Origin of the sequence: Actinomadura sp. 3N407, assembly GCF_052245875.1 — a bacterium.
In the GTDB taxonomy this organism is placed as follows: Bacteria; Actinomycetota; Actinomycetes; order Streptosporangiales; family Streptosporangiaceae; genus Spirillospora.
This window is the reverse complement of sequence record NZ_JBQQBP010000017.1, coordinates 97849-123701: the sequence shown is the minus strand read 5'-3', so window position 1 is coordinate 123701 and position 25853 is coordinate 97849. Positions and strand designations below refer to the sequence as shown.

28 protein-coding genes and 1 pseudogene are annotated in these 25853 nt (G+C 73.3%); 14 read left to right on the top strand and 15 right to left on the bottom strand.

What is annotated here, in order from left to right; genetic code table 11:
- Window positions 1-17: 17 nt before the first annotated feature.
- Window positions 18-1246 (bottom strand): annotated as a pseudogene (locus ACTWPP_RS34230) (aldehyde dehydrogenase family protein).
- Between the two features lie 335 nt (window positions 1247-1581).
- Window positions 1582-1977, bottom strand: a complete 396-nt coding sequence (locus tag ACTWPP_RS34225; RefSeq protein ID WP_443108544.1) for a PPOX class F420-dependent oxidoreductase — start codon at window positions 1975-1977, stop codon at window positions 1582-1584.
- Window positions 1978-2252: 275 nt separating this feature from the next.
- Between ACTWPP_RS34225 and ACTWPP_RS34220 the strand changes: the two genes are divergently transcribed.
- Window positions 2253-2798: an excalibur calcium-binding domain-containing protein gene (locus ACTWPP_RS34220; protein ID WP_443108543.1), complete on the top strand. Its 546-nt coding sequence runs from the start codon at window positions 2253-2255 to the stop codon at window positions 2796-2798.
- Between the two features lie 101 nt (window positions 2799-2899).
- On the opposite strand, the gene ACTWPP_RS34215 is transcribed toward ACTWPP_RS34220, so the two are convergent.
- Window positions 2900-3400 carry an NUDIX domain-containing protein gene (locus ACTWPP_RS34215; RefSeq protein ID WP_443108542.1) on the bottom strand — a complete coding sequence of 167 codons (501 nt, stop codon included), beginning with the start codon at window positions 3398-3400 and terminating at the stop codon, window positions 2900-2902.
- Between the two features lie 128 nt (window positions 3401-3528).
- Between ACTWPP_RS34215 and ACTWPP_RS34210 the strand changes: the two genes are divergently transcribed.
- Window positions 3529-3819 (top strand): PGPGW domain-containing protein, encoded by a 291-nt coding sequence (locus ACTWPP_RS34210; protein WP_443108541.1) that lies wholly within the window; start codon window positions 3529-3531, stop codon window positions 3817-3819.
- Here the strand turns inward: ACTWPP_RS34210 and ACTWPP_RS34205 are convergent.
- Window positions 3816-4088, bottom strand: a complete 273-nt coding sequence (locus ACTWPP_RS34205) for a hypothetical protein (RefSeq protein ID WP_443108540.1) — start codon at window positions 4086-4088, stop codon at window positions 3816-3818. The genes ACTWPP_RS34210 and ACTWPP_RS34205 overlap by 4 nt on opposite strands.
- Before the next feature lie 5 nt (window positions 4089-4093).
- Between ACTWPP_RS34205 and ACTWPP_RS34200 the strand changes: the two genes are divergently transcribed.
- From ACTWPP_RS34200 to ACTWPP_RS34190, 3 genes are all read left to right on the top strand, one after another.
- Window positions 4094-4381: a hypothetical protein gene (locus ACTWPP_RS34200; protein WP_443108539.1), complete on the top strand. Its 288-nt coding sequence runs from the start codon at window positions 4094-4096 to the stop codon at window positions 4379-4381.
- On the top strand, window positions 4375-4788 hold the full coding sequence (locus ACTWPP_RS34195) for a hypothetical protein (protein ID WP_443108538.1): 414 nt from the start codon (window positions 4375-4377) through the stop codon (window positions 4786-4788). Before ACTWPP_RS34200 ends, ACTWPP_RS34195 begins: the two co-directional genes overlap by 7 nt.
- 232 nt (window positions 4789-5020) lie before the next feature.
- The gene (locus tag ACTWPP_RS34190; protein ID WP_443108537.1) at window positions 5021-5800 is read left to right on the top strand and encodes an SGNH/GDSL hydrolase family protein; all 780 of its coding nucleotides are present in this window, start codon (window positions 5021-5023) and stop codon (window positions 5798-5800) included.
- A gap of 96 nt (window positions 5801-5896) precedes the next feature.
- Here ACTWPP_RS34190 and ACTWPP_RS34185 read toward each other — a convergent pair whose 3' ends face one another.
- Window positions 5897-6052 (bottom strand): hypothetical protein, encoded by a 156-nt coding sequence (locus tag ACTWPP_RS34185; RefSeq protein ID WP_443108536.1) that lies wholly within the window; start codon window positions 6050-6052, stop codon window positions 5897-5899.
- Window positions 6053-6127: 75 nt separating this feature from the next.
- Here ACTWPP_RS34185 and ACTWPP_RS34180 point away from each other — a divergent pair, with 75 nt between their 5' ends.
- Together ACTWPP_RS34180 and ACTWPP_RS34175 are read left to right on the top strand one after the other, a co-directional pair.
- Complete coding sequence (locus tag ACTWPP_RS34180; protein WP_443108535.1) at window positions 6128-6700, top strand: TetR/AcrR family transcriptional regulator; 573 nt, start codon at window positions 6128-6130, stop codon at window positions 6698-6700.
- A complete protein-coding gene (locus ACTWPP_RS34175) occupies window positions 6690-7499 on the top strand; it encodes an amidohydrolase family protein (RefSeq protein ID WP_443108534.1) in 810 nt (269 codons plus the stop codon). The genes ACTWPP_RS34180 and ACTWPP_RS34175 overlap by 11 nt, the downstream gene beginning before the upstream one ends.
- Window positions 7500-7520: 21 nt before the next feature.
- Here ACTWPP_RS34175 and ACTWPP_RS34170 read toward each other — a convergent pair whose 3' ends face one another.
- Entirely contained in the window at window positions 7521-8561 is a 1041-nt protein-coding gene (locus tag ACTWPP_RS34170; protein WP_443108533.1) for a lysylphosphatidylglycerol synthase transmembrane domain-containing protein, read from the bottom strand.
- Between the two features lie 111 nt (window positions 8562-8672).
- Window positions 8673-9266, bottom strand: a complete 594-nt coding sequence (locus ACTWPP_RS34165; protein ID WP_443108532.1) for a TIGR03086 family metal-binding protein — start codon at window positions 9264-9266, stop codon at window positions 8673-8675.
- A 153-nt stretch (window positions 9267-9419) separates the two neighbouring features.
- Between ACTWPP_RS34165 and cqsA the strand changes: the two genes are divergently transcribed.
- The gene (cqsA, locus tag ACTWPP_RS34160) at window positions 9420-10586 is read left to right on the top strand and encodes an alpha-hydroxyketone-type quorum-sensing autoinducer synthase (protein ID WP_443108531.1); all 1167 of its coding nucleotides are present in this window, start codon (window positions 9420-9422) and stop codon (window positions 10584-10586) included.
- Window positions 10587-10599: 13 nt separating this feature from the next.
- Here cqsA and ACTWPP_RS34155 read toward each other — a convergent pair whose 3' ends face one another.
- The 4 genes from ACTWPP_RS34155 to ACTWPP_RS34140 all read right to left on the bottom strand — a co-directional run bounded on the left by ACTWPP_RS34155 (window position 10600) and on the right by ACTWPP_RS34140 (window position 14745).
- A complete protein-coding gene (locus ACTWPP_RS34155) occupies window positions 10600-11520 on the bottom strand; it encodes an oxygenase MpaB family protein (RefSeq protein WP_443108530.1) in 921 nt (306 codons plus the stop codon).
- Between the two features lie 190 nt (window positions 11521-11710).
- On the bottom strand, window positions 11711-12904 hold the full coding sequence (locus ACTWPP_RS34150; protein WP_443108529.1) for a thiolase C-terminal domain-containing protein: 1194 nt from the start codon (window positions 12902-12904) through the stop codon (window positions 11711-11713).
- A 120-nt stretch (window positions 12905-13024) separates the two neighbouring features.
- Entirely contained in the window at window positions 13025-14107 is a 1083-nt protein-coding gene (locus ACTWPP_RS34145) for a threonine aldolase family protein (RefSeq protein ID WP_443108528.1), read from the bottom strand.
- 74 nt (window positions 14108-14181) lie between these two features.
- A complete protein-coding gene (locus ACTWPP_RS34140; RefSeq protein ID WP_443108527.1) occupies window positions 14182-14745 on the bottom strand; it encodes a hypothetical protein in 564 nt (187 codons plus the stop codon).
- Between the two features lie 591 nt (window positions 14746-15336).
- On the opposite strand from ACTWPP_RS34140, the gene ACTWPP_RS34135 reads away from it, so the two are divergent.
- The gene (locus ACTWPP_RS34135) at window positions 15337-16833 is read left to right on the top strand and encodes a GAF domain-containing protein (RefSeq protein WP_443108526.1); all 1497 of its coding nucleotides are present in this window, start codon (window positions 15337-15339) and stop codon (window positions 16831-16833) included.
- Window positions 16834-16923: 90 nt separating this feature from the next.
- Here ACTWPP_RS34135 and ACTWPP_RS34130 read toward each other — a convergent pair whose 3' ends face one another.
- Window positions 16924-17655: a histidine phosphatase family protein gene (locus ACTWPP_RS34130; RefSeq protein WP_443108525.1), complete on the bottom strand. Its 732-nt coding sequence runs from the start codon at window positions 17653-17655 to the stop codon at window positions 16924-16926.
- An 83-nt stretch (window positions 17656-17738) separates the two neighbouring features.
- Here ACTWPP_RS34130 and ACTWPP_RS34125 point away from each other — a divergent pair, with 83 nt between their 5' ends.
- Together ACTWPP_RS34125 and ACTWPP_RS34120 are read left to right on the top strand one after the other, a co-directional pair.
- On the top strand, window positions 17739-18104 hold the full coding sequence (locus ACTWPP_RS34125) for a hypothetical protein (protein WP_443108524.1): 366 nt from the start codon (window positions 17739-17741) through the stop codon (window positions 18102-18104).
- Between the two features lie 112 nt (window positions 18105-18216).
- Window positions 18217-18624, top strand: coding sequence for a hypothetical protein (locus ACTWPP_RS34120; protein ID WP_443108629.1), 408 nt, complete (start codon window positions 18217-18219; stop codon window positions 18622-18624).
- Window positions 18625-18650: 26 nt separating this feature from the next.
- Here the strand turns inward: ACTWPP_RS34120 and ACTWPP_RS34115 are convergent, their stop codons facing one another.
- Entirely contained in the window at window positions 18651-19421 is a 771-nt protein-coding gene (locus ACTWPP_RS34115; RefSeq protein ID WP_443108523.1) for a nuclease-related domain-containing protein, read from the bottom strand.
- Window positions 19422-19757: 336 nt separating this feature from the next.
- On the opposite strand from ACTWPP_RS34115, the gene hrpB reads away from it, so the two are divergent.
- Entirely contained in the window at window positions 19758-22328 is a 2571-nt protein-coding gene (gene hrpB / locus ACTWPP_RS34110; RefSeq protein ID WP_443108522.1) for an ATP-dependent helicase HrpB, read from the top strand.
- Here the strand turns inward: hrpB and ACTWPP_RS34105 are convergent.
- Entirely contained in the window at window positions 22315-23067 is a 753-nt protein-coding gene (locus ACTWPP_RS34105) for a TetR/AcrR family transcriptional regulator (RefSeq protein WP_443108521.1), read from the bottom strand. The genes hrpB and ACTWPP_RS34105 overlap by 14 nt on opposite strands.
- Before the next feature lie 109 nt (window positions 23068-23176).
- On the opposite strand from ACTWPP_RS34105, the gene ACTWPP_RS34100 reads away from it, so the two are divergent.
- A complete protein-coding gene (locus ACTWPP_RS34100; RefSeq protein WP_443108520.1) occupies window positions 23177-24205 on the top strand; it encodes an ATP-binding cassette domain-containing protein in 1029 nt (342 codons plus the stop codon).
- Entirely contained in the window at window positions 24202-24999 is a 798-nt protein-coding gene (locus ACTWPP_RS34095) for an ABC transporter permease (RefSeq protein WP_443108519.1), read from the top strand. Before ACTWPP_RS34100 ends, ACTWPP_RS34095 begins: the two co-directional genes overlap by 4 nt.
- Here the strand turns inward: ACTWPP_RS34095 and ACTWPP_RS34090 are convergent.
- The gene (locus ACTWPP_RS34090; RefSeq protein ID WP_443108518.1) at window positions 24996-25736 is read right to left on the bottom strand and encodes a hypothetical protein; all 741 of its coding nucleotides are present in this window, start codon (window positions 25734-25736) and stop codon (window positions 24996-24998) included. The genes ACTWPP_RS34095 and ACTWPP_RS34090 overlap by 4 nt on opposite strands.
- Window positions 25737-25853 lie beyond the last annotated feature (117 nt).

Below are 25853 nucleotides of genomic sequence, written 5' to 3'. Positions count from 1 at the left end.
CCGCCCGGGCGGCGGTCCTACAGGTGGGTCCAGATGCTCTTCACTTCGGTGTACGCCTCGATCGCCTCCCAGCCCATCTCCCGGCCCAGGCCGGACGCCTTCATCCCGCCCCACGGCGCGGCCGCGTCCAGGATCGGGAAGGTGTTGATGTAGACGCTGCCGGCCCGTATCCGCCGGGCCAGGCGGTTGGCCGTGCCGATGTCCCGCGACCAGATGTAGGCGGTCAGTCCGTATTCGGTGTCGTTGGCCTTGGCGGCCAGCTCGTCCGGGTCGTCGTAGGGCAGGACGGACATCACCGGGCCGAAGATCTCCTCGCGGGCGATCCTCATGTCCTGGCCGACCCCCGCGAACACCGTCGGCCGGTAGAAGTATCCGCTGCTCAGTTCGCCGTCCGCCCGGGCGCCGCCGGTGACGACTTCCGCGCCCTCCTCCTTGCCGATCTTCACGTAGCCGTCGACCCGTTCGAGATGCTCGGCCGACACCAGCGGCCCGAGGTTGGTGTCCGCGTCGGGGCCGGACCCCAGCTTCATCCGGGACGCGGCGCCGGCGAGCTTCTCGGTGAACTCGTCCGCCCGCTTGCGGTCGACGTAGTACCGGGTGCACGCGGCGCACACCTGCCCGGAGTTGAACACGCCGCCAGCAGGTTGCCCTGGATGACGCCGTCCACGTCGGCGTCCGCCGCGATGATGCTCGGCGCCTTGCCGCCCAGTTCGAGGGAGACGCGCTTGAGCGCCCGTCCGGCCTCGGCCGCGATCTCCCGTCCGACCTCCGTCGACCCGGTGAAGGAGATCTTGGCGACCTTGGGGTGGCGGACGAGGGCCCGGCCCGTCTCCGGGCCGCCGGTGACGATGTTGACGACACCGTCGGGGAAGCCGGCCTCCACGAAGAGTGCGCCGAGGCGCAGCGTGCTCAGCGGAGTCTGCTCGGCCGGCTTGATCACCACGGTGTTGCCCGCCGCCAGCGCCGGGGCGAACTTCCAGCCGGCGATCGGCAGCGGGAAGTTCCACGGGACGATGAGCGCGCACACGCCCAGCGGCTCGCGGCGCGTCCGGAAGTCGACGTCCGGGACCGACGGCGAGGCGGTCACGCCGGTGATCTTGGTGGCCCAGCCGGCGTAGTACCGGAGGTGGTCCGCCAGGCCGGCGATGGAGCCGCCGCTGACGTACAGCGGCTGGCCCTGGTCGGTGGTCTCCAGGCGGGACAGCTCGTCGGCGCTCCGCTCGACGAGCTCCGCCAGCCGCAGCATCAGTTTCGCGCGCGCCGCGGGCAGCATGTCCGCCCATTCGGGCGAGCCGCGGTGAGTATCGCTGCTTTCGTCTTCACCGTGTTCCCCTCCTCGGCGAGCGCGACAACGGGGAAGGCGCGCTACGCCGACCGTAGGCGGCAGGCCCGGCTTCGAGGTCGCCACAGCGCGCACCCCCGCTCGCCATTTCGTGCACGTCATCCGCCCGCACCGGCGCAGCCAGGTGGGGCGGCATCGCGTGCATCGCGTCGCCGATCAGCACGCATCGGCCGCGCCCCCATCGGCGTGGGACGCGGAGCCGGGGCCACGGTGCTGTTCGTCGACCGGTGCGCGGGGGGCTACGGGACGGTGCGCTTGGTCATTCCGTCGGCGGACGGGTCGATGCCCCAGGTGAAGATCTTGTCCGGGTGGATGCGGATGAGGGCGGTGGTGAAGCCCTGCGAGGCGTCCTCGACGACCGTTTCGGCGCGTCCGCGGATCTCGATGCCGCGGACGCGCCAGGGCTTGACGGAGGCCAGGTCGTCGATGACGAAGGCGACCTGGTCGTTGTCGCGCAGGTTGCGGTATTTGCGGGTCTTGGTGAGGTTGTAGCCGCGGATGTCGATAGTGCCGGTTTCGGCGTTGTAGCTGAATCCGACGGGATTGTTCTGCGGGTCGCCCTTGGGGCCGACGGTGGCCAGGCGGCCGAGCCGCTGGGTGGCGAGGTATTCGCGTTCAAGATCGGTGAGGCTCATGGTGCCAGCATGGAGCCTTGAGCATGGTTGAGGTCAAGCTCTGTCGACGCGCCGCGGGCCGCCCGGCCCGGTCGGTGACCGTTCGGCCGAACGTTCGCGCCCGGTATTTAGATGGATGTTTGCCGCTGCGATGTCTGCTGCGTATGTCCACATTGAGGCTTTTGGGGTGAAGTGGAAGGTCTGGTGCGGCGGACTCCACGTATGAAGGTCGCGCCATGCCCGCATCGCCCACCGGTCGCATTGCCCACCACGCTCGTCCGACACGGCGGTTCTCAGTGGCCCTCGCCGCACTCGCCGTGCTTCTGCTTCTCGGCGGCCTCGCCTCGTGCGGCCAGGCGGACGAGGAGTTCCCGCGGAGCACGCCGCCCGGATCCGCGGCGCCGTCCACCCCGGTCCCGCCGAATATGCCGGACGGAGGACGGCCGGCGCCCGCCACGCCAGGTGAGCCCGGCAAGGAGCCCGCGACGCGGGAGCCACGCGACGGAACCGCCCTCGATCCGCGCTTCGACACGTGCGCGGAGGCCAATGCCCATGGATACGGCCCGTATTTCAAGGGCGTGGACCCCGAGTACCACTGGTACCGCGACGCCGACCATGACGGCATTGACTGCGAACCCTGGCCCGGATGGGAGTCGTGGGAGCCGAGCCCGAGCCCGGAGCCGTCCAGCCCGGAGCCGGAGCCCTCGGATCGGGAGACGAGCGTGGAGCCGTCCGCCCCGGTGCCGAGCGAGGAGACGCCGCCCACCGGGCCCGGTGATGAGCCGCCGGACCAGGGGCCGAGCGAGGAACCACCGGGACCGGGGCCCGGCGAGGAGCCGTAGGCCCCGCGCCCACAGGCCGCCCATGCCGGCGCGGGCGCGCATCCGAGGATCCAACCGGATTGACCGGCCGGCCCGGAGCGGGCCGCGCGGAGGTAGCCCGGCTACAGGGACGCGATCAGGCTTCGCAGACGCGGGGACATCTCGTTCGGCAGCTCGTCGTTGGCGTACCAGCGCGCCTCAAGGATCTCCGCCGCGTCGAGTTCGAGCCGCCCGCCCGTCACCCGCGCCTCGTAGTACGCCTCCACCCGGTGCCGGTACCCGCTGGCGAGGCCGACCGGACGCCCGGCGACCTCCACTTCCAGGGACGTCTCCTCCCGGATTTCGCGGGCGACGCCGTCCTCCAGCCGCTCTCCGGCGTTGACGTATCCGCCGGGCAGCCCCCACGCGCGGTAGGCGGGCCAGAGCCGGTGCCGCAGCAGCAGGATCCGCCCCTGATCGTCCCGGACGATTCCGCCCGCGTACACCAGGAACGTCCGATGCCTCAGCCGGGCGAGCCGCCATTGCATCCGCCCGCCGAGCCGTTTCCACATCCGGGCGGCCGTCCGGTGAACCACCGTCCCGAGGCGCCCGCGCGCATGGAGCGCGGCAGACCGGATCTCCATTGCCGAATGCTAGCCGCCCCTGATCGATGTGGCTTCGGCCACACCGCGCCTGATCGGGATCCTTAGGGACGTTCCGGTTCGTCCCTAAGGAAAGGCCAACGACCCGGGGGGGCGCTTTGACCGCGAGCGTGACGCACCGAACAGAGACGGAGCCCGACTCGGCGCCGATACCGCGGCGCGGGGGGCCCGTCCGGCTACTGCGCAAGATCGCGGTCACGGTCGTCGGGTTCGCCCTGATCGTCGCGGGAGTCGCGATGCTGGTGCTGCCCGGGCCCGGGATCGTGGCGATCCTCGCCGGACTGGGACTGCTGGGCACCGAGTTCCCCCGGGCGCGCCGCATCAGCGAGCGCCTGAACGGCTACGCCCGCGCCGCCTGGCACCAGGTCAGGAAGAGAATGGGGCGAGGCCGCGCCGTCTAGCGTGCAGTAGCGCCGCCATGGTGAACGAGGCGGTCATCTCGCCGCGGCTCAGAGCCGGACAGGGCGTTGCCGGGGCCGTCCACCGAACCCGCGGACGAGGGCTCGCGGACCACGGTGGAAACCAGCGTCCAACTCTGGCGGGCGGGGCCGCTGCTGGAGGCGGTCAGCGGGCGGCGCCAGGAGATCGACGCGGCGCTCACCGCGATGGCCTGGGCCGCGGGGAAGGCGGCCGTGCAGGCGGCGCGGTCCCTGCCCGGAGGGGTGTTCACCCCTGTTGGACGGGGCGGAGCTGCCCGAGACCGAGCCGCTGCCCGCGCATGGCCAACCGGGAACTGCTGCCCGCCGGCGTCCGCTGGACCCGCACACGCTGAAGCTGGACGGCGAGGTCGCCCTGGGGCGCCTCGTGTCCGTCGCGCAGGCGGGCCCGCTCGACTGGGACGCCGTGTTCGAGACGCTGAACCCGCGGCCGCGGGTGTTCGGGGGCGCCGCCGCGGTCGCCGACCGGCCCGCCGAACTCGACACCTTCCGGACCGGGGCGTCATTTCCACCTCGGGCATGCTGAATGGCGGCCCCGCCGTCCAGTGGGCGCGGAGGGTTCTGCCCGAACCGGGCAGCGCGCTGTTCGTCTCCGGTTATCAGGACGAAGAATCGCCTGGCCGTGCGCTTCTCGGCCTCCCCGCGGCGGGCGGTACTTTCACGTTTCCCGATCATGGTGATGAGGTCAACGTCCCCCTTCGTGTCCGGGTCGAGACGATGCGGCTTTCCGTGCACGCCGACCGCCGCGGTCTCCTCGACATCGCCGACGAGGTCGCGGCCCGGAGATCATGCTGGTCCACGGCGTTCCCGGGCGTCAGCGCGCGTTCGGCAGATCCTCCGCGTCCGTGGCCGGCGGACGGCGGGCACCGGCGGACGGCACGCGGGGAACGCCGTGTGAAGAATGGACTGGTGGGGTTTCTGAGGCCATTGTGATTCAGGCCGAAATGGTTGTTACTTCTTGGGTCTTGACAATCTTGAATTGGTAGGAATCGCGGATTTCTACGGCAAATCATGACAAACGTTGTTGATCAGGAGTGTGCTTGGGAGAATGGCGGCACGGGTATAAGTCGGGCGACCCAATTCGCTTCGTCGCTCCGGAGTGCAGATGCGTCTCTCCCGCCCCCTTCTGTCCGCTTTTGGTGCGGTGACTCTCGCCGCCGGTTCAATGGTGTGGTCCGGGGCCGCCTATGCGGCCGGGCCCAACTACGTCGCACTCGGGGATTCCTACTCGTCCGGCACGGGGGCCGGAAGCTACGACCCGGACAGCGGGTCGTGCAAGCGCAGCGCCAACGCCTACGCGAACCTGTGGGCGGCGTCGCACACCACGGAGTCGTTCAAGTTCGTCGCCTGCTCGGGGGCGACCACCACGGACGTCGCCGGCGGGCAGCTCGGCGCGCTCGGCTCCTCGACGACGCTCGTGAGCATCACGGCCGGCGGCAACGACGCCGGCTTCAGTGACGTGATGCAGACGTGCGTGCTGTACTCGACCTCGACGTGCCAGAGCAGGGTGGCGCAGGCCGAGAGCTACATGAGGAACACCCTGCCCGGACGCCTCGACTCGCTGTACTCGAAGATCCGGGCGAAGTCCCCCTCGGCGCGCGTGGTGGTGCTCGGCTACCCGCGCCTCTACACGATCGTCGACTGGTGCGTGGGGCTGAGCAACGCCAAGCGCACCGCGCTCAACGGGGCCGCCGACACCCTGGCGGGCGTGACCGCCAGGGCCGCGGGCCGCGCCGGCTTCGCCTGGTCCGACGTCCGGGACGAGTTCGCCGGGCACGAGCTGTGCTCCGGCGACGACTGGCTCAACGCGGTGACGATCCCGATCGAGTCGTCCTACCACCCGACCGCGCGGGGGCACCGGCTCGGCTACCTGCCCGCCCTGACCGGCTCCGCCCGGACCGTCCTGAAGAGCCCGGCCGGAACCGACCTGCGGAAAAAGGCATGACGGCGAGGGCCGTCGGCGAGGCGCCCACCCGGACGGGTGAGCGGTAGCCGGGGCCCGCGCCGATCGCGAGCATGCCCTGGACGAACACGAGCACGATCATCGCCGCCGGGTTCCGGCCGTCAGCGTGAGGGCGGTCCGCCCGGCGGCGAGTGCCGTCATGCCGGTCACGACGAGCGCGGCCGGATGCGCGCCGGCGGTCCGGCCGCCGATGGTGACGCCCGCGAAGGAGCCCGCGCCGAAGAACGCGAGCAAAGGCCGGCACCCGGACGGAGCCGAGGCCGGCGGGGGTTGACAGAATATTGTTCTGTGATGCCAGAATAATGTTCTGTGAGCGAGGCCGGCCGGGAGAAGGTGCTGCGCGCGGCGCTGGAGCTGTTCGGGCGGAGCGGGGTCGCCGGGACGACGCTGAGCAGCCTCCGTGCGGCGAGCGGCGTGAGCGTGGGCAGCTTCTACCACCACTTCGCGGGCAAGGAGCAGGTCGCGGAGGCGCTGTTCATCGAGTGCCTTTCGATGTATCAGGACGCCTTCCTGGAAGAGCTCCGGGCGCATGACAGCGCGCGCGGGGCGGTGCCCGCGGTGGTGGCGTTTCACGTGCGGTGGTGCAGGGAGCATCCCGAGCAGGCGAGGTTCATGTTCACGGAACGTCCGTCCGGGAGCACCGGGCTGGCCGATCGCAACCGGATGTTCTTCCGTGAGGTGCGCAACTGGTGGCGCGTTCAGGTGCGCCACGGGGAATTGATCGACGTCGACGTCGTGACGGCGTTCGTGCTGTGGCTCGGGCCCGCGCAGGAGTTGAGCCGGCTGTGGCTGAACGGCCAGAGCCCGGAGCCGGACGGCGAACAGGTCGTGTCGCTTAGCGAGGCCGCATGGCGGTCGGTGGGAGGTAACCATGGTGATTGACGCGTGGATGCAGCACGGGACGGTGCGGTTCCTCCAGCACGAGATGCTGGATTCGCTGTGGCGGTGGACCGGGCAGAAGCCTCCGGAGGAGGAGGTGCCGGTCGAGACGACGGTCGGCGCCATGGACGCCGGGGGAGTGGACGTCGGGCTCATCAGCGCCTGGTACGGCCCGGAGGGCGCCCTGGTGAGCAATGACGAGGTCGCCTCGTTCGTGGAGCAGGCCCCAGGGCGCCTGCTGGGCATCGCGTCCGTGGACCTGCGCAAGCCCATGGACGCCGTCCGGGAGCTGCGGCGGTGCGTCCGCGAACTGGGGTTCAGGGGGCTGCGCGTCGTGCCGTGGCTGTGGGAGCTGCCGCCCACCGACCGGCGCTTCTACCCGCTGTTCGCCGAATGCGTGGAACTGGGCGTCCCCTTCTGCACGCAGGTCGGGCACACGGGTCCGCTGCGTCCGAGTGAGACGGGACGTCCGATTCCCTACGTCGACCAGGTCGCGCTCGACTTCCCGGAGCTCGTCATCGTCGGCGGGCACATCGGCTATCCGTGGACGGAGGAGATGGTCGCGGTGTGCCGGAAGCACCCGAACGTCTACATCGACACGTCCGCCTACACGGTGCGGAGGTATCCGCCGGAACTCGTCCGGTACATGACTCAGGACCGGCGGCACAAGGTCCTGTTCGGCACGAACTTCCCGATGATGACGGCGGAGCGGGCCCTCAAGGGCCTGGACGACCTGGGGCTGAGCGACGACGCGAAGGAGGCGTTCCTGTCGGGCAACGCCGAGCACGTCTTCCACCTCTAATGATCTACAACGTAAAGGCGCTCAGCGGCGGAGCGTCCGGCAGGTCAGCAGGCCCAGCGGCACCGGCGCCCAGAACGTGACCGCCCGGAACAGCAGCACGGCGTGCAGGGCCGGGCCGGCGGCGATGCCGAGGGCCACGAGCGCGGCGACCAGGGCGGCCTCGGTGGAGCCGACGCCGCCCGGGGACGGCACCGCCGAACCCGCCGCGGCCCCCACCAGGTAGGCGGCCACGAGCGCGAGGACGTCGGCCGGGCCCGCGGAGGTCCCGGGCACGGCGAGGACGCTGAGCGCGAACGCCAGGCCGAGGGCGAACGTGGTCGAGGCGGACCCGGCGAGCACCACCGCCAGGTCGCGCGGGCGGCGGCACAGGCCGGTGAGCCCGGCCACGGCCCGCCCGACGGCGGCGGAGCGGAACGCGCGGCGCCCCCACAGGGCGACGGCCACGAGCAGCACCCCGGCGGCGATGAGCAGCGGGAGGGGCGGGACGAGCCCGGCGGCCTGGGCGATGTGCCGGCCCAGCGCGTCCAGCACCTGGCCGTTCCCGCCGCCGAGCCCGACGACCGCGCCCAGCAGCAGGAGGTCCGCGGGGACGCCCGCCACCTGCATGACGGCGACGGCGACCGCGGCCTGGGGGAGCGGGAGCCCGCGGCAGACGAGGTAGCGGGTGTTGACCGCCACGGCGCCGAGGCCGCCCGGTGTGACGCGGTTGGCGGCCGCGGCGGTGAACTGCGTCAGGGTGGTCTGGTAGAGCGGGATCGGCCGGCCGGACGCGGCGCGCAGCGCGACGGCGGAGCAGACGAAGTGCAGCAGCGACAGCAGGATGAGGACGGGCAGGTACGCCCAGTGCATGCGGCCGATCGCCGACAGGAACGCCGACAGGGCCGGGCGTGAGGTGCCGGTGGTCATCAGAGCCGCGGTGGCGAGGGCGGCCAGCAGGACCCCGAGGACGGCCCAGCGGACCCGGTGGGTCCGACGGATGCGGGGTGGGGCGGCGGCGTTCCCGCCAAGTTCGGGGAGCTTGGCGGGCGCCGCGGTTTCAGCGCCTGCGGCGATCGTCTCCACACCTTATTGTTCGGCGACCTGGTTGAAGAGTATGCGACCTGCAGGGTGGTTCGACGCGAACGCTGACGGACGTCCGTGGCCGGCGGGCGGGGCGGGCCCGCCGGCGGGGTCTCAGGCCGTCCAGCCCGGGTCGCGGCCGAGGTAGCGCAGGAGGGCGGCGACGTCGTCTCCGCCGGTGTGCTCGATCGCGGCGGCGTAGGCGCCGTACGGGCGCAGCGGTTCGACGATCTGGGCGGCGACGTCCAGCAGGGTGCGGGCGAGGGCGGGGGTGAGCGGGGACGCCTGGCCGGTGGCGACGGCGATGTCCCAGGCGTGGACGGCGGCGTCCAGTGCGGCGGCGCCGGCGCCGGTCTCGGGCGTGAGCGAGCCGGGCGGCACGGGGACGGCCACCTCGGCGGTGTCGCGGCCGATGGTGGCCCAGGCGGCGGCGCAGGCGGACACGCAGGTGTCGACCAGGTCCATCGGCGCTCCGTCGAGCTTGCCGGACGGGGCGAACGGGTCGAAGTCGGGGCCGGGCTCCCCGGTGATCGACGAGGCGTAGGCGAGCTGGTCGCCGGCGGCGTGCTGGATCACCTGGGCGACGGTCCAGTCGGCGCACGGGGTGGGGCGGTCGAGGTCGTGGGCCGGGACGGCGCGGACGACGTCGCGCAGGGCCTCGTGGGCGGTGTCGAGGTCGGTCCAGCGGGAGGGGGTGATCTGGTTCATGCCACCATCATAACAGAACGGAACGATACGTTCCACATCGAGAAGTTTTCCCGTGCGGCGCGCGTATTTGGTTCCCGCCATAGATTCTTTTCACACTATGATCAGGGACCGCTACAGCATGTGACTATCTGATGGTGGGGGAGAGTGACGACCATGACCAGCGCTCACCAGCGACTGGGCGAACGCATCAGCCGCTTCCGGGGGACCAGGGGCGGTCGCCGTCCGTCGCCCGCCAAGGCCCTCGGCAGCCGGACGATCGTACTGACCTGTAGCGACTATCTCGCCCTCGCCGAGCATCCGGCGATCACCGACGCCATGATCGCCAGCCTGCGGGCGGCGGACGGCGCTGCGCCGGTGCCCGGCCCGTGCCTTCCCGACGACCACCCGCAGATCGTCCTCGGCGCGGAGTTCGCCCGGCACATGGGCGCGCGGGCCGGTGTGCTGTGCTCGTCGGGCTGGGCGGCCAACACCGGGCTCATGCAGGTGGTCGCCGGGCCGGACGTCCCCGTCTACCTGGACGCCCTCGCCCACATGTCGCTGTGGGAAGGGGCGCGGACCGCGGGCGCGGAACTCGCCTACTTCCGCCACAACGACCTCGGCCACCTGCGCCGCCGGATCGAGGTGGGCGGCTCCGGAGTGATCGCCGTGGACGCCGTCTACAGCACCGACGGCTCGATGTGCCCGCTGCCCGGCCTGGTGGAGGTGGCCGAGGAGCACGACTGCCTCCTGGTGGTGGACGAGTCGCATTCGCTCGGCACGCACGGTGCGCGCGGTGAGGGCCTCGTCGCCGCCCTGGGCCTGACCGGCCGCGTCGACTTCCGTACCGCGAGCCTGGCCAAGGCCCTGTCCGGGCGTGCCGGCCTGATCGCCTGCGACCGTCCCGGCTTCGCGGACTACTTCGTTCATACCGCGCTTCCGGCCGTGTTCAGTTCGACGCTGCTGCCGCATGACGTCGCGGGCCTCGCCGCGGCACTGAAGGTCGTCCGGGAGGAGTGCCGCCGCCGCGACCGCCTGCACGCCGTCACGCGCCGCCTGCGGGACGGCCTGGTCGGCCTCGGCTACCGGCTCGTCGAGTCCGACACGCAGATCATCGCGCTGGAGACGGGGTCGGAGGCCGACGCGACCCTCATGCGCGACGCCCTGGTGGCCCGCGACATCTTCAGTGCCGCGCTGTTCCCGCCCACGGCCTCCGTGGGCCGCACCCTGGTGCGCCTCTCGACCCATGCCGGCCTCACCGACGACGACGTGAACCGGATCCTCGCCGCCTGCCGGGCCCTCCGGCCCCGGTTGGCCGAACAGGTGACCGCCCCGGCGGGCTGACCGGCGCGGGTGATCAGGCTGCGGGCCGGTATCTCTCGCGGCGGGTGTGGGCGCCTATGTAGCGGAGCATGCTGCGGAGGGCCCAGTGGTTGATGCCGGTGGGCATCATGCGGTAGCCCTGCCGGTTGGCGAGGGCGAGGGCGGCGAACTGGGCCTGGTCGAGCGGCGTCCAGGGGATGTCGAAGCGCTGCCGGACGATCGTGGGCAGGCAGCCGAAGGTGAGCAGGCGCAGCGGGCGTTCGATGACGAGGCGTCCGGCGCGGTCGAGGCGGTGGCCGCCGACGGGCAGGATCGTGATGGTCTCCGAGCCGTGCTTGGCGATCTCCAGGGCGCGGGCGGCGGCGGGGGTGAGTTCGAGCCGCCTGGTGCAGACGTGCCAGAACTTGGACTGGAAGGAGGCGTAGTCGGCGGGGACGGGGCGCATGCTGACGCCGTAGCGCGAGTACCAGGTGACGGTCTCGGCGTACATCTGCTCGTGGTCCTCGGCGGTGAGGGTGCCGGGGTGGAAGGTCTCGGCGGCCTTGAAGATCTCCCAGGTGAAGGTGGCGTGCGCCCACCAGAACGTCTCGGGTTCGAGGGCGTGGTAGCGGCGGGCGTGCTCGTCGACGCCGCCGATGGCGCGGTGCAGGTCGCGGATGGTGCGGGCGCGGGCGGTGCCGTCCGGGGCGAGGATCGTCGCCCAGATCTGGGGGACGGACCGGTGGATCCGGTCGAACGGGGCGTCGAAGAACGCGGAGTGCTCGGTGACTCCGGCGCCGATGCCGGGGTGCATGAGCTGCATGAGGCCGGCGGCGGCGCCGGGGAGCAGGGAGCGCAGGTCGGCGGCGTGGCGCCACAGCAGCGTCCCGGGCCCGAGCGGTGCGTGCGCGGCGGTGTGCGGGGTCGTGCGGGCGGCGGCGGTGACCACGGTGGGCGGGGAGGACGGGGCGGGCATCACACCTCCTGGCAGTACACCCCCTGGCAGTACACCCCCTGGCGGTACGCCTCCTGGCAGTACCACTTACCGCGAGGATAGCCCAGATGAGACAAGAGTCAATTGTTGTCACACGTCCACGGCATGTCCCGTCGCGGTGTGCCGCTCTCCTCGCGGTGCTCGTGAGAGCGGCACGCCGCGGTGGCCGTGGTCAGGCGGTGGCGGGCTTGTAGACCGCCACGGCGCAGGCGCTGCCCAGGCCGATGTTGTGCTGGAGGGCGACGCGGGCGCCGTCCACCTGCCGGTTCCCGGCCTCGCCGCGCAGCTGCCAGGTCAGCTCGGCGCACTGGGCGAGGCCGGTGGCGCCGAGCGGGTGGCCCTTGGAGATGAGGCCGCCGGACGGGTTGACGACCCACGTGCCGCCGTAGGTGGTCGCGGCGTCGTCGACGAGCTTGTGGCCCTCGCCGACGTCGGCCATGCCGAGGGCCTCGTAGGTGATGAGCTCGTTGGCGCTGAAGCAGTCGTGCAACTCGATGACGTCGACGTCCTCGATGGAGATCTGCGCCTCGTCCATCGCGGTGCGGGCGGCGAGCCGGGAGACGCCGGCCCCGACGACCTGGATGGAGGAGTTGCCGGCGAAGCTCTCCCGGGTGTCGGTGGCGATGTGGTGGCCGGCGATCTCGACGGCCTGCTCCCACAGGTCGTGCTCGTCCACGAACCGCTCGCTGACCACGACCGCGGCGGCGGCGCCGTCGGAGGTGGGGGAGCACTGCAGCTTGGTCAGCGGGTCGAAGATCATCGTGGCGTTCTTGACCTCGTCGAGGGAGTACTCGGTCTGGAACTGCGCGTACGGGTTGTTCACCGAGTGCTTGTGGTTCTTCCAGCCGATCCACGCGTAGTGCTCGGGCGTGGAGCCGTACTTCTCCATGTGCTCGCGGCCGGCGTTGCCGAACATCTGCGGCATCGGCGCCTTGTCCATCTCCCACTCGCGGGCCGCGGTCATCGAGGTGAGGTGGTGGTCGATGATGGTGACCTTGGACTCGCCCATGCCCGCGCCGAGCGAGCCCTTCTTCATCTTCTCCATGCCGAGCGCGAGCGCGCAGTCGGCGAGGCCGCCGCGGACGGCCTGGCGGGCGAGGAACAGCGCGCTGGATCCGGTGGCGCACGCGTTCTGGACGGTCATCACCGGGATGCCGGTCATGCCCGTCTCGTAGAGGGCGCGCTGGCCCATCGACCCGTACATCGAGCCGGCGTAGGCCATCTCGATCCGGTCGTAGGCGACGCCGGCGTCCTGCAGGGCGTTGCCGACGGCCTCCTTGGCCATGTCGGGGTACTCCCAGTCGCGGGAGCCCGGCTTCTCGAACTTGGTCATGCCCACGCCGACGACGAAGGTGCGGTTGGCCATCAGGCTCGCCTCCTGTACCGAATCCTGTTCGGTGCAACGATAACGTGCCGGGCCGGTCGCGCGCCGGTCCCGTATCCCGATGGCCGGGACGCCCCCGGGCGCACCCGGGGAGCGCGCCGGTCAGGCGGACATCTCGTCCATTTCGTCGGCGAGGGCGGCGGTGAACGCGTCCACGTCGGCCTCGGTGGTGTCGAACGAGCACATCCAGCGGACCTCACCGGTCCGCTCGTCCCACGTGTAGAACGGGAACCGCTTGCGCAGCCGCTCCGCCACGTCCTTCGGGACGATCGCGAACACCGCGTTCGCCTGCACGGCCTGCGTGATCTCGACGCCCGGCACGGCGCGGGCGGCGTCGGCGAGGCGTCCGGCCATGGCGTTGGCGTGGGCGGCGTTGCGCAGCCACAGGTCGCCGTCAAGCAGCGCGGTGAGCTGCGCGGACACGTACCGCATCTTCGACGCCAGCTGCATGCTCGACTTGCGCAGGTACTCCACCCCGCGCACCGCGTCCGGGTTCAGCACGACGATCGCATCGCCGAGCAGCAGCCCGTTCTTGGTGCCGCCGAACGACAGCACGTCCACGCCCGCGTCGGTGGTGAGGGCGCGCAGCGGCAGGCCGAGGGAGGCGGCGGCGTTGGCCATCCGCGCGCCGTCCATGTGCACCGACAGGCCGCGTTCGTGCGCCGCCGCCGCGACCGCCGCGGTCTCCCGCGCGGTGTAGACGGTGCCGAGCTCGGTGCTCTGGGTGATCGACACGACGGCGGGGCGGCGCCGCTGGATGTTGCCGAAGCCGGTGGCGCGCTCCTCGACCAGGCCGGGCGTCAGCTTGCCGTCCGGTGCCGGCGCCGTGACCAGCTTCAGGCCCGCGATCTTCTCGGACGCGCCGCACTCGTCGGTGTTGATGTGCGCGGACTCGGCGCACACGACCGAACTCCACCGCTCCGACATCGCCTGCAGCGACACCACGTTCGCGCCCGTCCCGTTGAACACCGGGAACACCTCGGCGCGGTCGCCGAAATGCCGTTGGACGACCTCGCGGAGCCGCCCGGTGACGTCGTCGTCGCCGTAGGCGGGCTGGTGGCCGTCGTTGACGGCGGCCAGCGCGGCGAGGACGTCCGGATGGACGCTCGCCTGATTGTCGCTGGCGAAACCGCGCGGGGCGGGTGGGCGGCTTTTGCTTCGGTGCTCGGCCGGCGGCTGCGTCATGCGTCCATTCTCGCGGACACCGCACGCGCAATTTCCGTGCCCGCGCGTTTCCCGCGTCCGGCGGGGCTCATCCGTCAGGCCGGACGGTCGGTGATGTTCTGCACCGGGGCGGGCGCGGCGTCGGCCGGGGGCTCGGCGGAGCGCAGCGCCACCCGGGCGCGCATGGCGTCGAGGTCGTCGCCGAGCCGCGCCATGGTGGCTTGGAGGTCGCGCCACAGGCCGGTCCGCTGCTCCAGCTGCGCGATCTTGGTGCGCAGGTCGGTGATGCGCCGCTCGGAGGTCTCCAGCCGGGTGCGGTGGGCGGCGGTGTCGCGGCCGGTGCGGATCAGGCTGGTGGCGACGGAGGCCAGGTCACGCTCGGTGTCGTCCATCCGCTCGTCGATGCGCGGCAGCAGCCGGTCGTTGAGCTGACCGACGAGCGAGTCGAGCTCGGTGCGCAGCGCGCGAAGCTCGGCGTCCTGGTCCCGGACGGCCTGCTCTAGACTCGCCATGCGCTCGATGTAGGAGGGCAGGAGCCGCCCGAGCTCCGCAGACCGTTCCAGATCCCGCCCGAGCCTGCCGAGAAGGCCGGCGCCCTCGCGCAGATGGCGCTCCGCCTCGGCGGCGGCGCGGCGGACGAGACCCGGGATCACGGTCATGGCGCTCCCTCCAGGGGCAGTTCGAATGGATTCTCCTTAAACTCTAGGCGAACCGGGCGTGAACATTTTATGAACCGGGTGTTTATTTGGCGGTCCGCGCGGGTTTTCGAACGGCCGGCGGGCGTGTGGCGTGCGGCGGCGGACCGCTGCAGGTGCACAGGCCCCGGCGGACGATGAGCCAGGCGCGTTCGGCGGTGTAGTCGGCCCGGCTCAGCGCCGGGCGGACACGGTGACAGGTCAGGCAGAGCATGCGTCGTTCGTCCTCCCCGTGATGCGGGGAGCCCGCCGCCCCGCTCGCATTCCCCCCGGACGCGTGCGGGACGGCGGGACCACACGATGGCCCAGTCGGCTCCCAGCGCGGGCCACGCTACGCATCCCCAGGTTGCATGCACGTTGCGACGATTCGGTCACGCAACGTGCGGGATTCGGGTTGGCGAGATACCCCGAATCGGTTGCGCCGCCCCCGCGGATGGGCCGATCCTCGGACGTGCCGAGGTTCGCTCCGGGGGAAAGGGCTGAGCCTTTTCCTGTCCGGCGTGTCGCCAGAGCCCTGCCCCTGCAGCCCTTGCCGAGGACGAAAAGGTTCCGCTCATGGTGCGCAAGCCCGCGGCCGTGCGGCCGCCGATCTCCGAGTCGTGGCGGCGCTCCCGGGACGCCGGCGTCGACGTGGCCGTGATGGCGGCGCCGCTGGTGTTCGACCGGGACGTCCTCGCCGACGCGCGCGGCGCCCACCCCCTCGAACGGCATCTGCCGATGCTGGAGGGGCTGCTGCGGCGGGTCGCCGACGAGACCGAGCACCTGATGGTGATCACCGACGAGGCCGGGCACGTGCTGTGGACGCAGGGCCCGCCGGCCGCGCGGCGCGCCGCCGACGCGATCGGGCTGACCGAGGGGTTCCGCTGGGCGGAGGACACCGTCGGGACCAACGGCATCGGCACCGCCCTGGCCAGCGGGCGCCCCGAGTACGTCTACGCCGCCGAGCACGTCGCGCACGTCCTGCACCGCTGGTCGTGCGCCGGCGCCCCGATCAGCGACCCCGACTCGGGGCGGGTGATCGGCTGCATCGACGTCAGCGCGACCGTGCGGGCGCTGCATCCGGCGACCGTCGCGCTCGTCGCCACCGCCGCGCGGCTCGCGGAGTCGCGGCTGGAGAACGAGATGCGGCAGCGGGACGAGGGGCTGCGCGAACGGCTCCTGCCGCACCTGCGTGGGCTGCGGGACGCCGGTGTGCTCGTCACCGCCACCGGCCGCATCCTCGCGGACCTGACCGGCCTGGGCCCGGCGGGGTGGCGGGGGCGGCGCGTGAACGTCCCCGAGTCCGGCGGGACGGTCAGGCTGCCCGACGGCCGCGCCGCCGTCGCCGAGCCGCTCGGCGAGGCGTTCCTGCTGCGCCCGCCCGGTCCCCGCGGACGGCACGGCCTCAACGCGCCGCCCGGCCTGGCCCCCTTTTCGGACGACGAGGACGGCGCGGAGGACGCGGCGGCGGTGCCGCCCGCGGTCGGCGCGGGGCCGCCGCTGACGCTGTCGTTCCTCGGCGACGGCCGCCCGCACGCGCGCCTGGCCGGCCGCCCGGTCACCCTGACGCTGCGGCACGCCGAGATCCTCGCGCTGCTCGCCCTGCACCCCCGCGGCCTGACCGGCGACGGGCTGGCGCTGTGCCTGTACGGCGACGACGGCAGCGCCGCGACCGTCCGGCCCGAGATCCACCGGCTCCGCCAGCAGCTCGGCGGCGTCATCCCCGCCCGCCCCTACCGGCTCGGGTGCGCGGTCGAGGCCGACTTCCTCACCGTGCGGCGGTTCCTGGACGACGGCGACGTCGCCGCGGCCGTGCGGCTGTACACCGGTGAGCTGCTGCCCCGCTCCGACGCGCCCGCCGTCCGCGCCGAACGTGACGAGCTGGCGGTGCGGGTCCGGCGGCAGCTGCTCGACCGGGGCTGCGGCGACGCGATGTGGACCTACGCCCAGACCGAGCCCGGCCGCGCCGACCTGGAGGTGCTGGAGCGGCTCCGCGTCGTCCTGCTGCCGGGGGACCCGCGGCAGGCCGCCGTCGCCTCCCGCAGCGACCGCCTGCTCGACGGCGAGATCTAGCGGCGCGGGCGGACGGCGCGGTCGGCGCGGCGGCGGCCGGGGTCACGAGGCCGCGGGGTCACGAGGCCGCGGGGTCACCGGGCCGCGAGGTCACGAGGCGGAGACGCCCGCGTTGATCAGGTGGGCGCAGTCGTTGTAGCGGACGGCCCGCAGCCCGGAGCCGCCCTGGCGCCACCGGGTGATGGACGCGTTCCCGACCGTCTCCTTCTCGATCTCCATGACCTCCTTCTCGGTCAGGTCCTCCACCAGGTAGCGGGTCATCACGACGATCGCGTCGTGCGTGACGACCAGGACCCGTCCGCCGGGGGCGTCGGCCCCCAGGTCGCGGTAGAAGCTGCGCAGCCGCAGCGCCAGGTCGGCCCACGACTCCCCGCCGGGCGGCCGGTAGTAGAACTTGCCGAGGTGCCGCAGCCGTTCCGCCTCCTCGGGGAACCGGCGTTCGACGCCGAGGGTGGTGAGGCCCTGCAGGGCGCCCTGCTCGCGGTCGCGGAGCCGCTCGTCCACCCGCGGCCGCAGCCCCCCCGGGTCCCGCGGCGCGGCGTAGGACGTCTGGGCGAGCGCGATCTTCGCGGTGTCCAGGGCCCGCACGTAGGGGGAGGACACGACCAGCGTCGGGCGCTCGTCCTCGGGGAGCGCGGCGAGCCAGCGGCCGAGCGTCGCCGCCTGGGCGCGGCCGGTGTCCGACAGCGGCACGTCGGCGTCCCGTTCGGGGATGCCGGCCTCCTCGGCGTCGGTGCCCTCCACGGCCTGGTAGGCGAGGTTGCCGGTGCTCTCACCGTGCCGGGTCACGTTCAGCCACTGCAGCGCGTTCACGCCCGCCATGCTGCCATGCCGCCGAACATGCCGCCGCAAATCGGGCGGCGGCCGCGGTGCCGTCCTCTACGACCGGTAGTACTCTCGGTGCCGTGACGAACGTCCTGGCCACCGTGATCATCGTGGTGGCGCTGCTCGCCGCCGGCCACGCCCTGGTGACGACGGTGCGCAACCGTCCGATGGGGACCGGGCACCTCGTCGCGCTCGGCGTGCTGGAGGTCCTGCTGATCGCGCAGGCCGTCGTCGGGTTCGTCAAGGTGTCCGGCGACGAGGGGCCCGCGAGCCCCGCCACCTTCATCGGCTACCTTCTCGGCATCCTGCTCATCCCCCTCGCGGGGGCCGGGTGGGGCCTGCTGGAACGCACCCGGTGGGGGCCCGGTGTGATCGTGGTCGCCGGGCTGGCGGTCGCCGTCATGATCGTCCGGATGGATCGGCTGTGGAGCGGCTCCGGTGTCTGACCCCGACCGCGCCCGTGCCGGTGAGGCCCGTGCGGACGACGGCGCCCGCGCCGGCGCCGAAGCCCGCACGGGCGGCACGGCCCGCCCCGGCACCGGCGGCGGGCCGGGACGGGTGCTGGTCGCCGTCTACGGGATCTTCGCGCTCGCGGCCGGTGCGCGCGCGGGCGTGCAGATCGCCACCCGGTTCGCCGACGCGCCGCTCGCCTACGCGCTGTCGGCGTTCGCCGCGGCCGTCTACGTCCTGGCGACGGTCGCGCTGGCCCTCGGCGGCCGGACGTCGTTCCGGGTCGCCGTCGCCGCCTGCAGCGTCGAGCTGGCCGGTGTGCTGATCGTGGGGACGCTCAGCCTCGCCGGCTCCGCGGCGTTCCCCGACGAGACCGTCTGGTCCGCCTTCGGGCGCGGGTACGGATTCGTCCCGCTGGTGCTCCCGGTCGTGGGATTGCTGTGGTTGCGCCACACCGCCCGCCAGGGTGGCGGGCCCAGAGCGGGCGGTGGGCGCCCTGTGGGCGGCGGCGTGTGAGCCCTCCGGCCACAGGTGTCTGAAAATCACGCGGCGGCCGCGGGCGGGGTGATGCGGCCGCCGATGGGCAGCGCGTGGACGGCGGCCCTGGCGATGGCCTCGACCTCGTCGGGGGAGTGGTCGGCGGACGGGTTGCGGCTCATCCAGCGGATCAGCTTCAGCGGCGGCGCGAACACGATCCCGTCCGCGGCGAACGGCGTCCTGGTGAGCTTTCCGCCGTGCACGGCCAGCACCGGCGTCACCTTCACGGGGACCTCGGTGACCTGCGAGATCAGGTCCGCGGCGGCGTCGGCGCGGGCGGTCAGGGCGCCGACCAGCCTGGACTGGGTCCGGCCGTCGATGAACAGCCTGCCTCCGTGCTGGGAGATCTCCGCGTCCGGGTGCCAGGCCTCGTTGTGCATCAGCCACACGCCGCCCGGCCCGACCACCAGCTCGTCGGCCTGCCCGTGCTGGGGGATCGTCCGCTCGTACAGGACCCGGTACCCGCGCCGCTCCAGAGTGTGGCGCAGCAGCCGGTTCGTCCGCTCCTCGCCGCGTAGCCCGCGCCGCCACACGCTGGAGGCGTTGTAAAGCCGCCAATGGACGAACGTGTCCGCGGACGCCACCAGGGCGGCCATCACGATCCCGAATACGGCGTTGACGAGCAGCCCGCACAGTACGAGCGTCGCGCCCGCCAGAATTGCGCGGGTCCGCAATCTACCCTTTCGGCCGCGCTGCCAGAGCTCCTCGTATACCGCCTGGGGTGAACCGCCGGTGAACGCGGCCCGGTCCCTCAGATAGATGGAGCTGCCGATCATGACGAACCTCCCAGCACCTGCGATGACGCCCTCATTATGGGGATACGTGGGGCATTGTCGCCACACTTTGCAAGGTGACGTATACCAAACTGAAAGGCAAGCGCCGGTCTGGACAGCATTGCCCACCTGGCGTTTCCCCGTGGTTGCGCGGCCGATTCCTGGGAAGAACTTTAAGCGTCTCCGGTGAATGGCTGAAAGGCACGGTGCAACTATCACCGCAACGCTCGGAGCCCTTTTCATCCGCGGTCGCTTTTCCGGCACGGACGATCACCCACCGGCACGGACGATCACCCACCGGCACGGACATCACCCACCGGCACCGGGCAGACTGGTCGGATGCAGCTGAGCGTCGCCGAGAGCCTTCCCGTCCGCGACGCCGTCCCCGCCCTGCGCGCGGCCCTGGACGAGCGTGGAGCGGCCGTTCTCGCGGCGCCCCCCGGGACGGGCAAGACGACGCTCGTCCCGCTCGCGCTCGCCGGGCTCGCCCTCACCCGCGGGCAGGGCGGCCCGCCCGAGGCCGGCAGGGTCCCCGCGGCCGGCAAGGTCCTCGTCCTGGAACCGCGCCGCCTCGCCGCCCGCGCCGCCGCCCGCCGCATGGCCTGGCTCCTCGGCGAACGCGTCGGCGGCCGTGTCGGCGTCACCGTCCGCGGCGAGACCCGTCCCGGCACCCGCGTCGACGTCGTCACCACGGGCGTCGTCCTGCAGCGCCTCCAGTCGGACCCCGAACTCGCCGGCGTCGGCACGGTGATCCTGGACGAATGCCATGAGCGGCACCTGGACGCCGACACGGCGCTGGCGTTCCTCCTGGACGTCCGCGCCGCCCTCCGCCCCGACCTGCGGCTGGTCGCCGCGTCCGCCACCGCCGACACCGGCCCCTGGGCGCGTCTCCTCGGCGGTGACGGCGGCGCGGCCCCGGTCGTGGAGACCTCGGCCGCGCTGCACCCCGTCGAGACGATCTGGTCGCCGCCGTCCCGTCCCGTACCGCCGCCGCACGGCATGCGCGTCGACCCGGCGTTGCTCGCCCACGTCGCCGCCACCGCCCGCCGGGCGCTGGCCGAACGCGGCGGCGACGTCCTGTGCTTCCTGCCCGGCGCCGGCGAGATCGCGCGTGTCGCGGGCCTGCTCGGCGGCGTCCCGGCCGACGTCCTCCAGGTCCACGGGCAGGCGCCCCCGTCGGTGCAGGACGCGGTCCTCGCCCCGTCCGATCGCCGCCGCGTCGTGCTCGCCACCTCCGTCGCCGAGTCGAGCCTCACCGTCCCCGGCGTCCGGACGGTCGTGGACTCCGGCCTCGCCCGCGAACCCCGCACCGACCACGCCCGCGGCCTCGGCGCCCTGACGACCGTCCGCGCGTCCCGCGCCACCGCCCGCCAGCGCGCAGGGCGCGCCGGACGCGAGGCCCCCGGCACCGTCTACCGCTGCTGGACGCAGGCCGAGCACGAACGCCTGCCCGCCCGCCCCCGCCCCGAGATCGAGCTGGCCGACCTGACCGGCTTCGCGCTCCAGGCCGCCTGCTGGGGCGACCCCGGCGCGGGCGGCCTCGCCCTCCCCGACCCGCCGCCGCCCGCCGCCCTGGACGCCGCCCGCGCCACCCTCCGCGCTCTCGGCGCCGTGGACGGCGGCCGCGTCACCGGCCGCGGCCGCGTCCTCGCCCGCGTCGGGCTCCACCCCCGGCTGGCCCGCGCCCTGATCGACGGCGCCTCCGAGGTCGGCGCCCGCGACGCCGCCCAGATCGTCGCCCTCCTGTCCGAGCCCCCGCCCCGGTCCGCCGGCGACGACCTCACCGCCACCTGGCGCGCGCTCCGCCGCCCGGGCCGCCCCGCCGACGCCCACGCCGCCCGCTGGCGCGACGAGACCAGACGCCTCCGCAGCGCCGTCACGCCCCGGGCCCTCACCGAGAACGCGCCGCCCGACGCGGCGCCCTCCCGCTGGGCGGCGCGGGGCGACGACGCCGTGGCGGGGGTCGTGGTGGCGCTGGCGTTCCCGGAGCGGGTGGCGCGGGCGCGGCGGGGGAGCGGCCACCTGATGGCGTCCGGGACGGGCGCGGTGCTCGCCGCCGGGTCGGCGCTGGCGGGGGCGCGGCCGGAGTGGCTCGCGATCGCCTCGGCCGACCGTCCCGCCGGGTCGGCGTCGGCGCGGGTGCGGCAGGCCGTGGTGATCGACGAGGACGTGGCGCGGTTCGCGGCGGCGCCGCTGCTGGAGACCGCCGAGGAGATCGCCTGGCGGGACGGGGACGTGGCGGCACGCCGGGTGGGGCGGCTCGGCGCGATCGAGCTGGACGCGTCGCCGCTGCGGGACCCCGATCCGGAGCGGGTGCGGGCGGCGCTGCTGGACGGGGTGCGCGCCGAAGGCCTCGGCCTGCTGAACTGGACGCGGGCCGCCACCGCATTGCGCGAACGGCTCGCGTTCCTTCACGGGGCGCTGGGCGAGCCGTGGCCCGACGTCGGCGACGCGGCGCTGCTGGAGCGCGTCCCGGAGTGGCTGGCGGGCGCGCGGCGCCGGGCCGACCTGCGGCGCATCGACGTCACGGCGATGCTGCGCGGGCTGCTGCCGTGGGAGCAGTCGAGGCGGCTCGACGAGTACGCGCCCGAGCGGGTCGAGGTCCCGTCCGGGTCGCGGATCCGGGTGGACTACGCGCAGGAGCGGCCCATCCTGGCGGTGAAGCTGCAGGAGCTGTTCGGGTGGGACGCGGCGCCCCGGCTCGCGGGCGGGCGGGTGCCGCTGGTCGTGCACCTGCTGTCCCCGGCGGGACGCCCGGCGGCGGTCACCGCGGACCTGGCCTCGTTCTGGCGCGAAGGCTACAAGGCCGTCCGGGCCGAGCTGCGCGGACGCTACCCCCGGCATCCGTGGCCGGAGGACCCCGCCGGTGCCGTCCCGACGAAGCGGACCAAGCGCGCTAGCGGGAGCTGATCAGGACCTCGATGCCGTCCAGGACGCGGGCCAGGCCGAACTCGAAGGCGCGGCCGGGCGCGATGGCGGCGCTGTACTCCATCCCCGCGGCGGTGCCGACGCGGGTGCCGATCGGGTAGTCGTCCTCGTTCACGAACTTCTCGAGGACGGGTGCGACGGCCTCCCACCACTGCATGTCGCTGACGCCGCTGCGGCGCTCGGCCTCGGCGGCGTTGACCGAGACGCGGGCGGCGCTCTCGGCGAACCCGGTGATGAGGGCGACGACCGAGTCCATCTCCAGGTCGGTGAGGCCGACTCCCTCCACGGCGCGCAGCTCGTTCTCGTACTTGGCGATCGTGTTCGGGCCCATCGGCGGCCGGGCGAGGGTCACCCGCAGCAGCCACGGGTGGCGGTGGTACAGCGCCCAGTTGTCGCGGGCGATGTGGTCCAGCCGCGCCCGCCAGCCGTCGCCGGACGGCGGCGTCAGCTCGCCGAACGCGCGGTCCACCATCACGTCGATCAGCTCGGCCTTGCCCGGGACGTAGGTGTAGATCGACATGGGGGACACGCCCAGCTCGTCGGCGATGCGGCGCATGGACAGCGCCTCCAGGCCCTCGGCGCCGGCCACCTCGATCGCGGCCCGGACGATCTTCTCGGCGGTCAGGCGGGGCTTGGGGCCGCGCTTCGGCGGCTCCTTGACGCCCCAGAGGAGCTCCAGGCTGCGCCGGGGGTCACCGCCCCCGCTGTACTCGGTCGTCACATCGCCGATCCTTCCAGGGATGAAACTCTGTACTTCGTACGTTATATTGCTTCCGATGGTAAATCCGTACTGCGTACATAGTTATCACGCACCGAGTTTGGGAGGACGCGTGGCCGACTCACGGTTCGCGGTCGACGCCGAGGGACTGCGCAAGCGCTACGGCGACACCGACGCGCTCGCGGGGCTCGACCTGCGCGTGCCCGCCGGCACCGTGCACGGGCTGCTCGGCCCGAACGGCGCCGGCAAGACCACCGCCGTCCGGGTCCTGACGACCCTGAGCAGGCCGGACGGGGGAACCGCCCGCGTCGCCGGGCACGACGTGGTGCGCCAGGCCGCCGAGGTGCGCACCAGGATCGGGCTCGTCGGGCAGCACGCGGCGGTCGACGAGGTGCTCGGCGGACGCCAGAACCTCGTCATGTTCGGCCGCCTCTACCACCTCGGCGCGAAACGGGCGCGGCGGCGGGCGGACGAGCTGCTGGAGCGGTTCCGGCTCACCGACGCCGCCGACCGGCCCGCCGGGCAGTACTCCGGCGGCATGCGGCGCCGCCTCGACCTGGCCGCGTCCATGATCCTCGCGCCGCCCGTGCTGTTCCTGGACGAGCCCACCACCGGCCTGGACCCGCGCGGCAGGAACGAGGTGTGGGACGCGATCCGCACCCTGGTGGACGGCGGCACGACCGTCCTGCTCACCACCCAGTACCTGGAGGAGGCCGACCGGCTCGCCACCGGGATCTCGGTGATCGACCGCGGCCGCGTCATCGCCGCCGGCACCCCCGACGCGCTGAAGGCGCGGCTCGGCGGCGACCGGATCGAGGTCGTCCTGGACGACCCCGGGGCGCTCGCCTCCGCCGCCGAGATCCTCGGCCGCGTCGCGTCCGGCGAGGTGGACGTGGACGCCGAGGCGCTGCGCGTCGGGGCGCCGGTGAGCGGCCGCGCCGCGACGCTGACCGAGGCCGTCCGGGCCCTGGACGAGGCGGGCGTCACGGTCGCCGACATCGGCCTGCGCCGCCCCACCCTGGACGAGGTGTTCCTCCACCTCACCGAGACCGGCGACGAGACGACAGACACCGACCCCACAGGCAACGACAACACAGGCAACGACAACACAGGCAACGAGAAGGAGGGGGTGCGCGCATGAGCGTCCAGACCTTGCGGTGGGCCGTCGCCGACGGCCGCACACTGACCGGGCGGGCCCTCGCGCACTGGGCGCGGCGGCCCGGCGAGGTGGCCGTCGCGCTGCTGTTCCCCGTGATGGTCGTGCTGATGATGGGCTACCTGTTCGGCGGCCAGATGGACGTGCCGGGCGGCGGCAGCTACCGCGAGTTCATCGTCCCCGGCATGTTCGCGCTGACGATGGCGTTCGGCGTCGAGACCACGTTCGCCGCCGTCGCCGGCGACGCCGCCAAGGGCGTCACCGACCGGTTCCGCGCCATGCCGATGGCCCAGTCGGCCGTCGTCGTGGGACGCGCCACCGCCGACATGCTGCACTCGGTCGCCGCCCTGGCCGTCATGGCCGTCTGCGGCGTGCTGATCGGCTGGCGCGTCCACGACGGCGCCGCGGGCGCCCTCGCCGGGTTCGGGCTCCTGCTGCTCCTGCGGTTCTCGCTGGTGTGGCTCGGCATCTACCTCGGCCTGGTCGCCAAGGGACCGGAGTCGGTGGCGGTCGTCCAGATCCTGGTCTGGCCGATCGGGTTCCTGTCCAGCGCCATGATCGCGCCGAGCACCCTGCCGGGCTGGCTGGGCGCGATCGCCGAATGGAACCCGATGTCGGCGACCGTGACGGCCTGCCGGGAACTGTTCGGCGACTCCGGGCACGCGGGCACCTCGTGGGCGGCGCAGCACAGCGTCCTGATGGCGGTGGTGTGGCCGCTGGTGATCGCGGCGGTGTTCATCCCGCTGTCGGTGCGCCGCTACCGCGCCATGGGCCGCTAGCCGCGCCCCGGCGCCCCGGCGTGCGGCCGGCCGCCGGGCAGGAGGGCCGCGCGGTGGCGGGCCAGCGCCAGCGCCGGATAGCACCCCTCGGGAAGCGGCTCCGCGGTGCCGAGGGCGGCGCGGAGCCTCGGCCCCACCGCCGCCGCGTCGTAGGGCTGGACGACGCACAGCTCGGCCTGCATCGCCTGCCGCGCGGCCCCCATCAGCGCCGGGACGTCCCCGACGATCACCACCTCGGAGGGGACGTCGCCGTGCGACAGCCGAACGGCCAGCGCGTGCATGCCCCGCGTGCCCGCGTCCTCGTAGCGGAACTCGCAGACGAGGCGGTCGCCGTCCAGGGGCCCCTCCTGGATCAGCCACACGTGGCCGGGGACGACGCGTCCGAGCGCCCCCTCCCAGGGCGCCGCCGGGACGCCGCCGAGTTCGCCGGCCGCGCGTCCCGCCGCCTTGCGTCCCTCCACCGGGCCGATCACGGCGAGCGCCCGCAGGAACGCCCGCGCGCCCGGCGTCGCCGCCGCCCGCAGGCAGGTGATCAGGTCGCCGAGCGCGGCGCGCCGCCCCTGCACGTGCGGGGCGGCGGCCTCCAGGCCGCCGAGCTGCGCGGACACCCACACCTCCGCCTGCAGCGGGCCGGGCAGCGACGGCAGGGCGCCGGCCTCCCGGACGTAGGCCGCGTACACCTCGCGCAGCCCCGGCAGCATCAGCTCCGGGCTCGCGGACGATCGGGTCGCACTCACCGCATCAGCCTATGAGACTTGCGGCGCCGATACGCGAGGCCGAGGTACGTGAGGCCGAGATACGTGAGGCCGAGGTACGTGAGGCCGAGATACGTAGGGCCGATGCGTAAGGCGGCG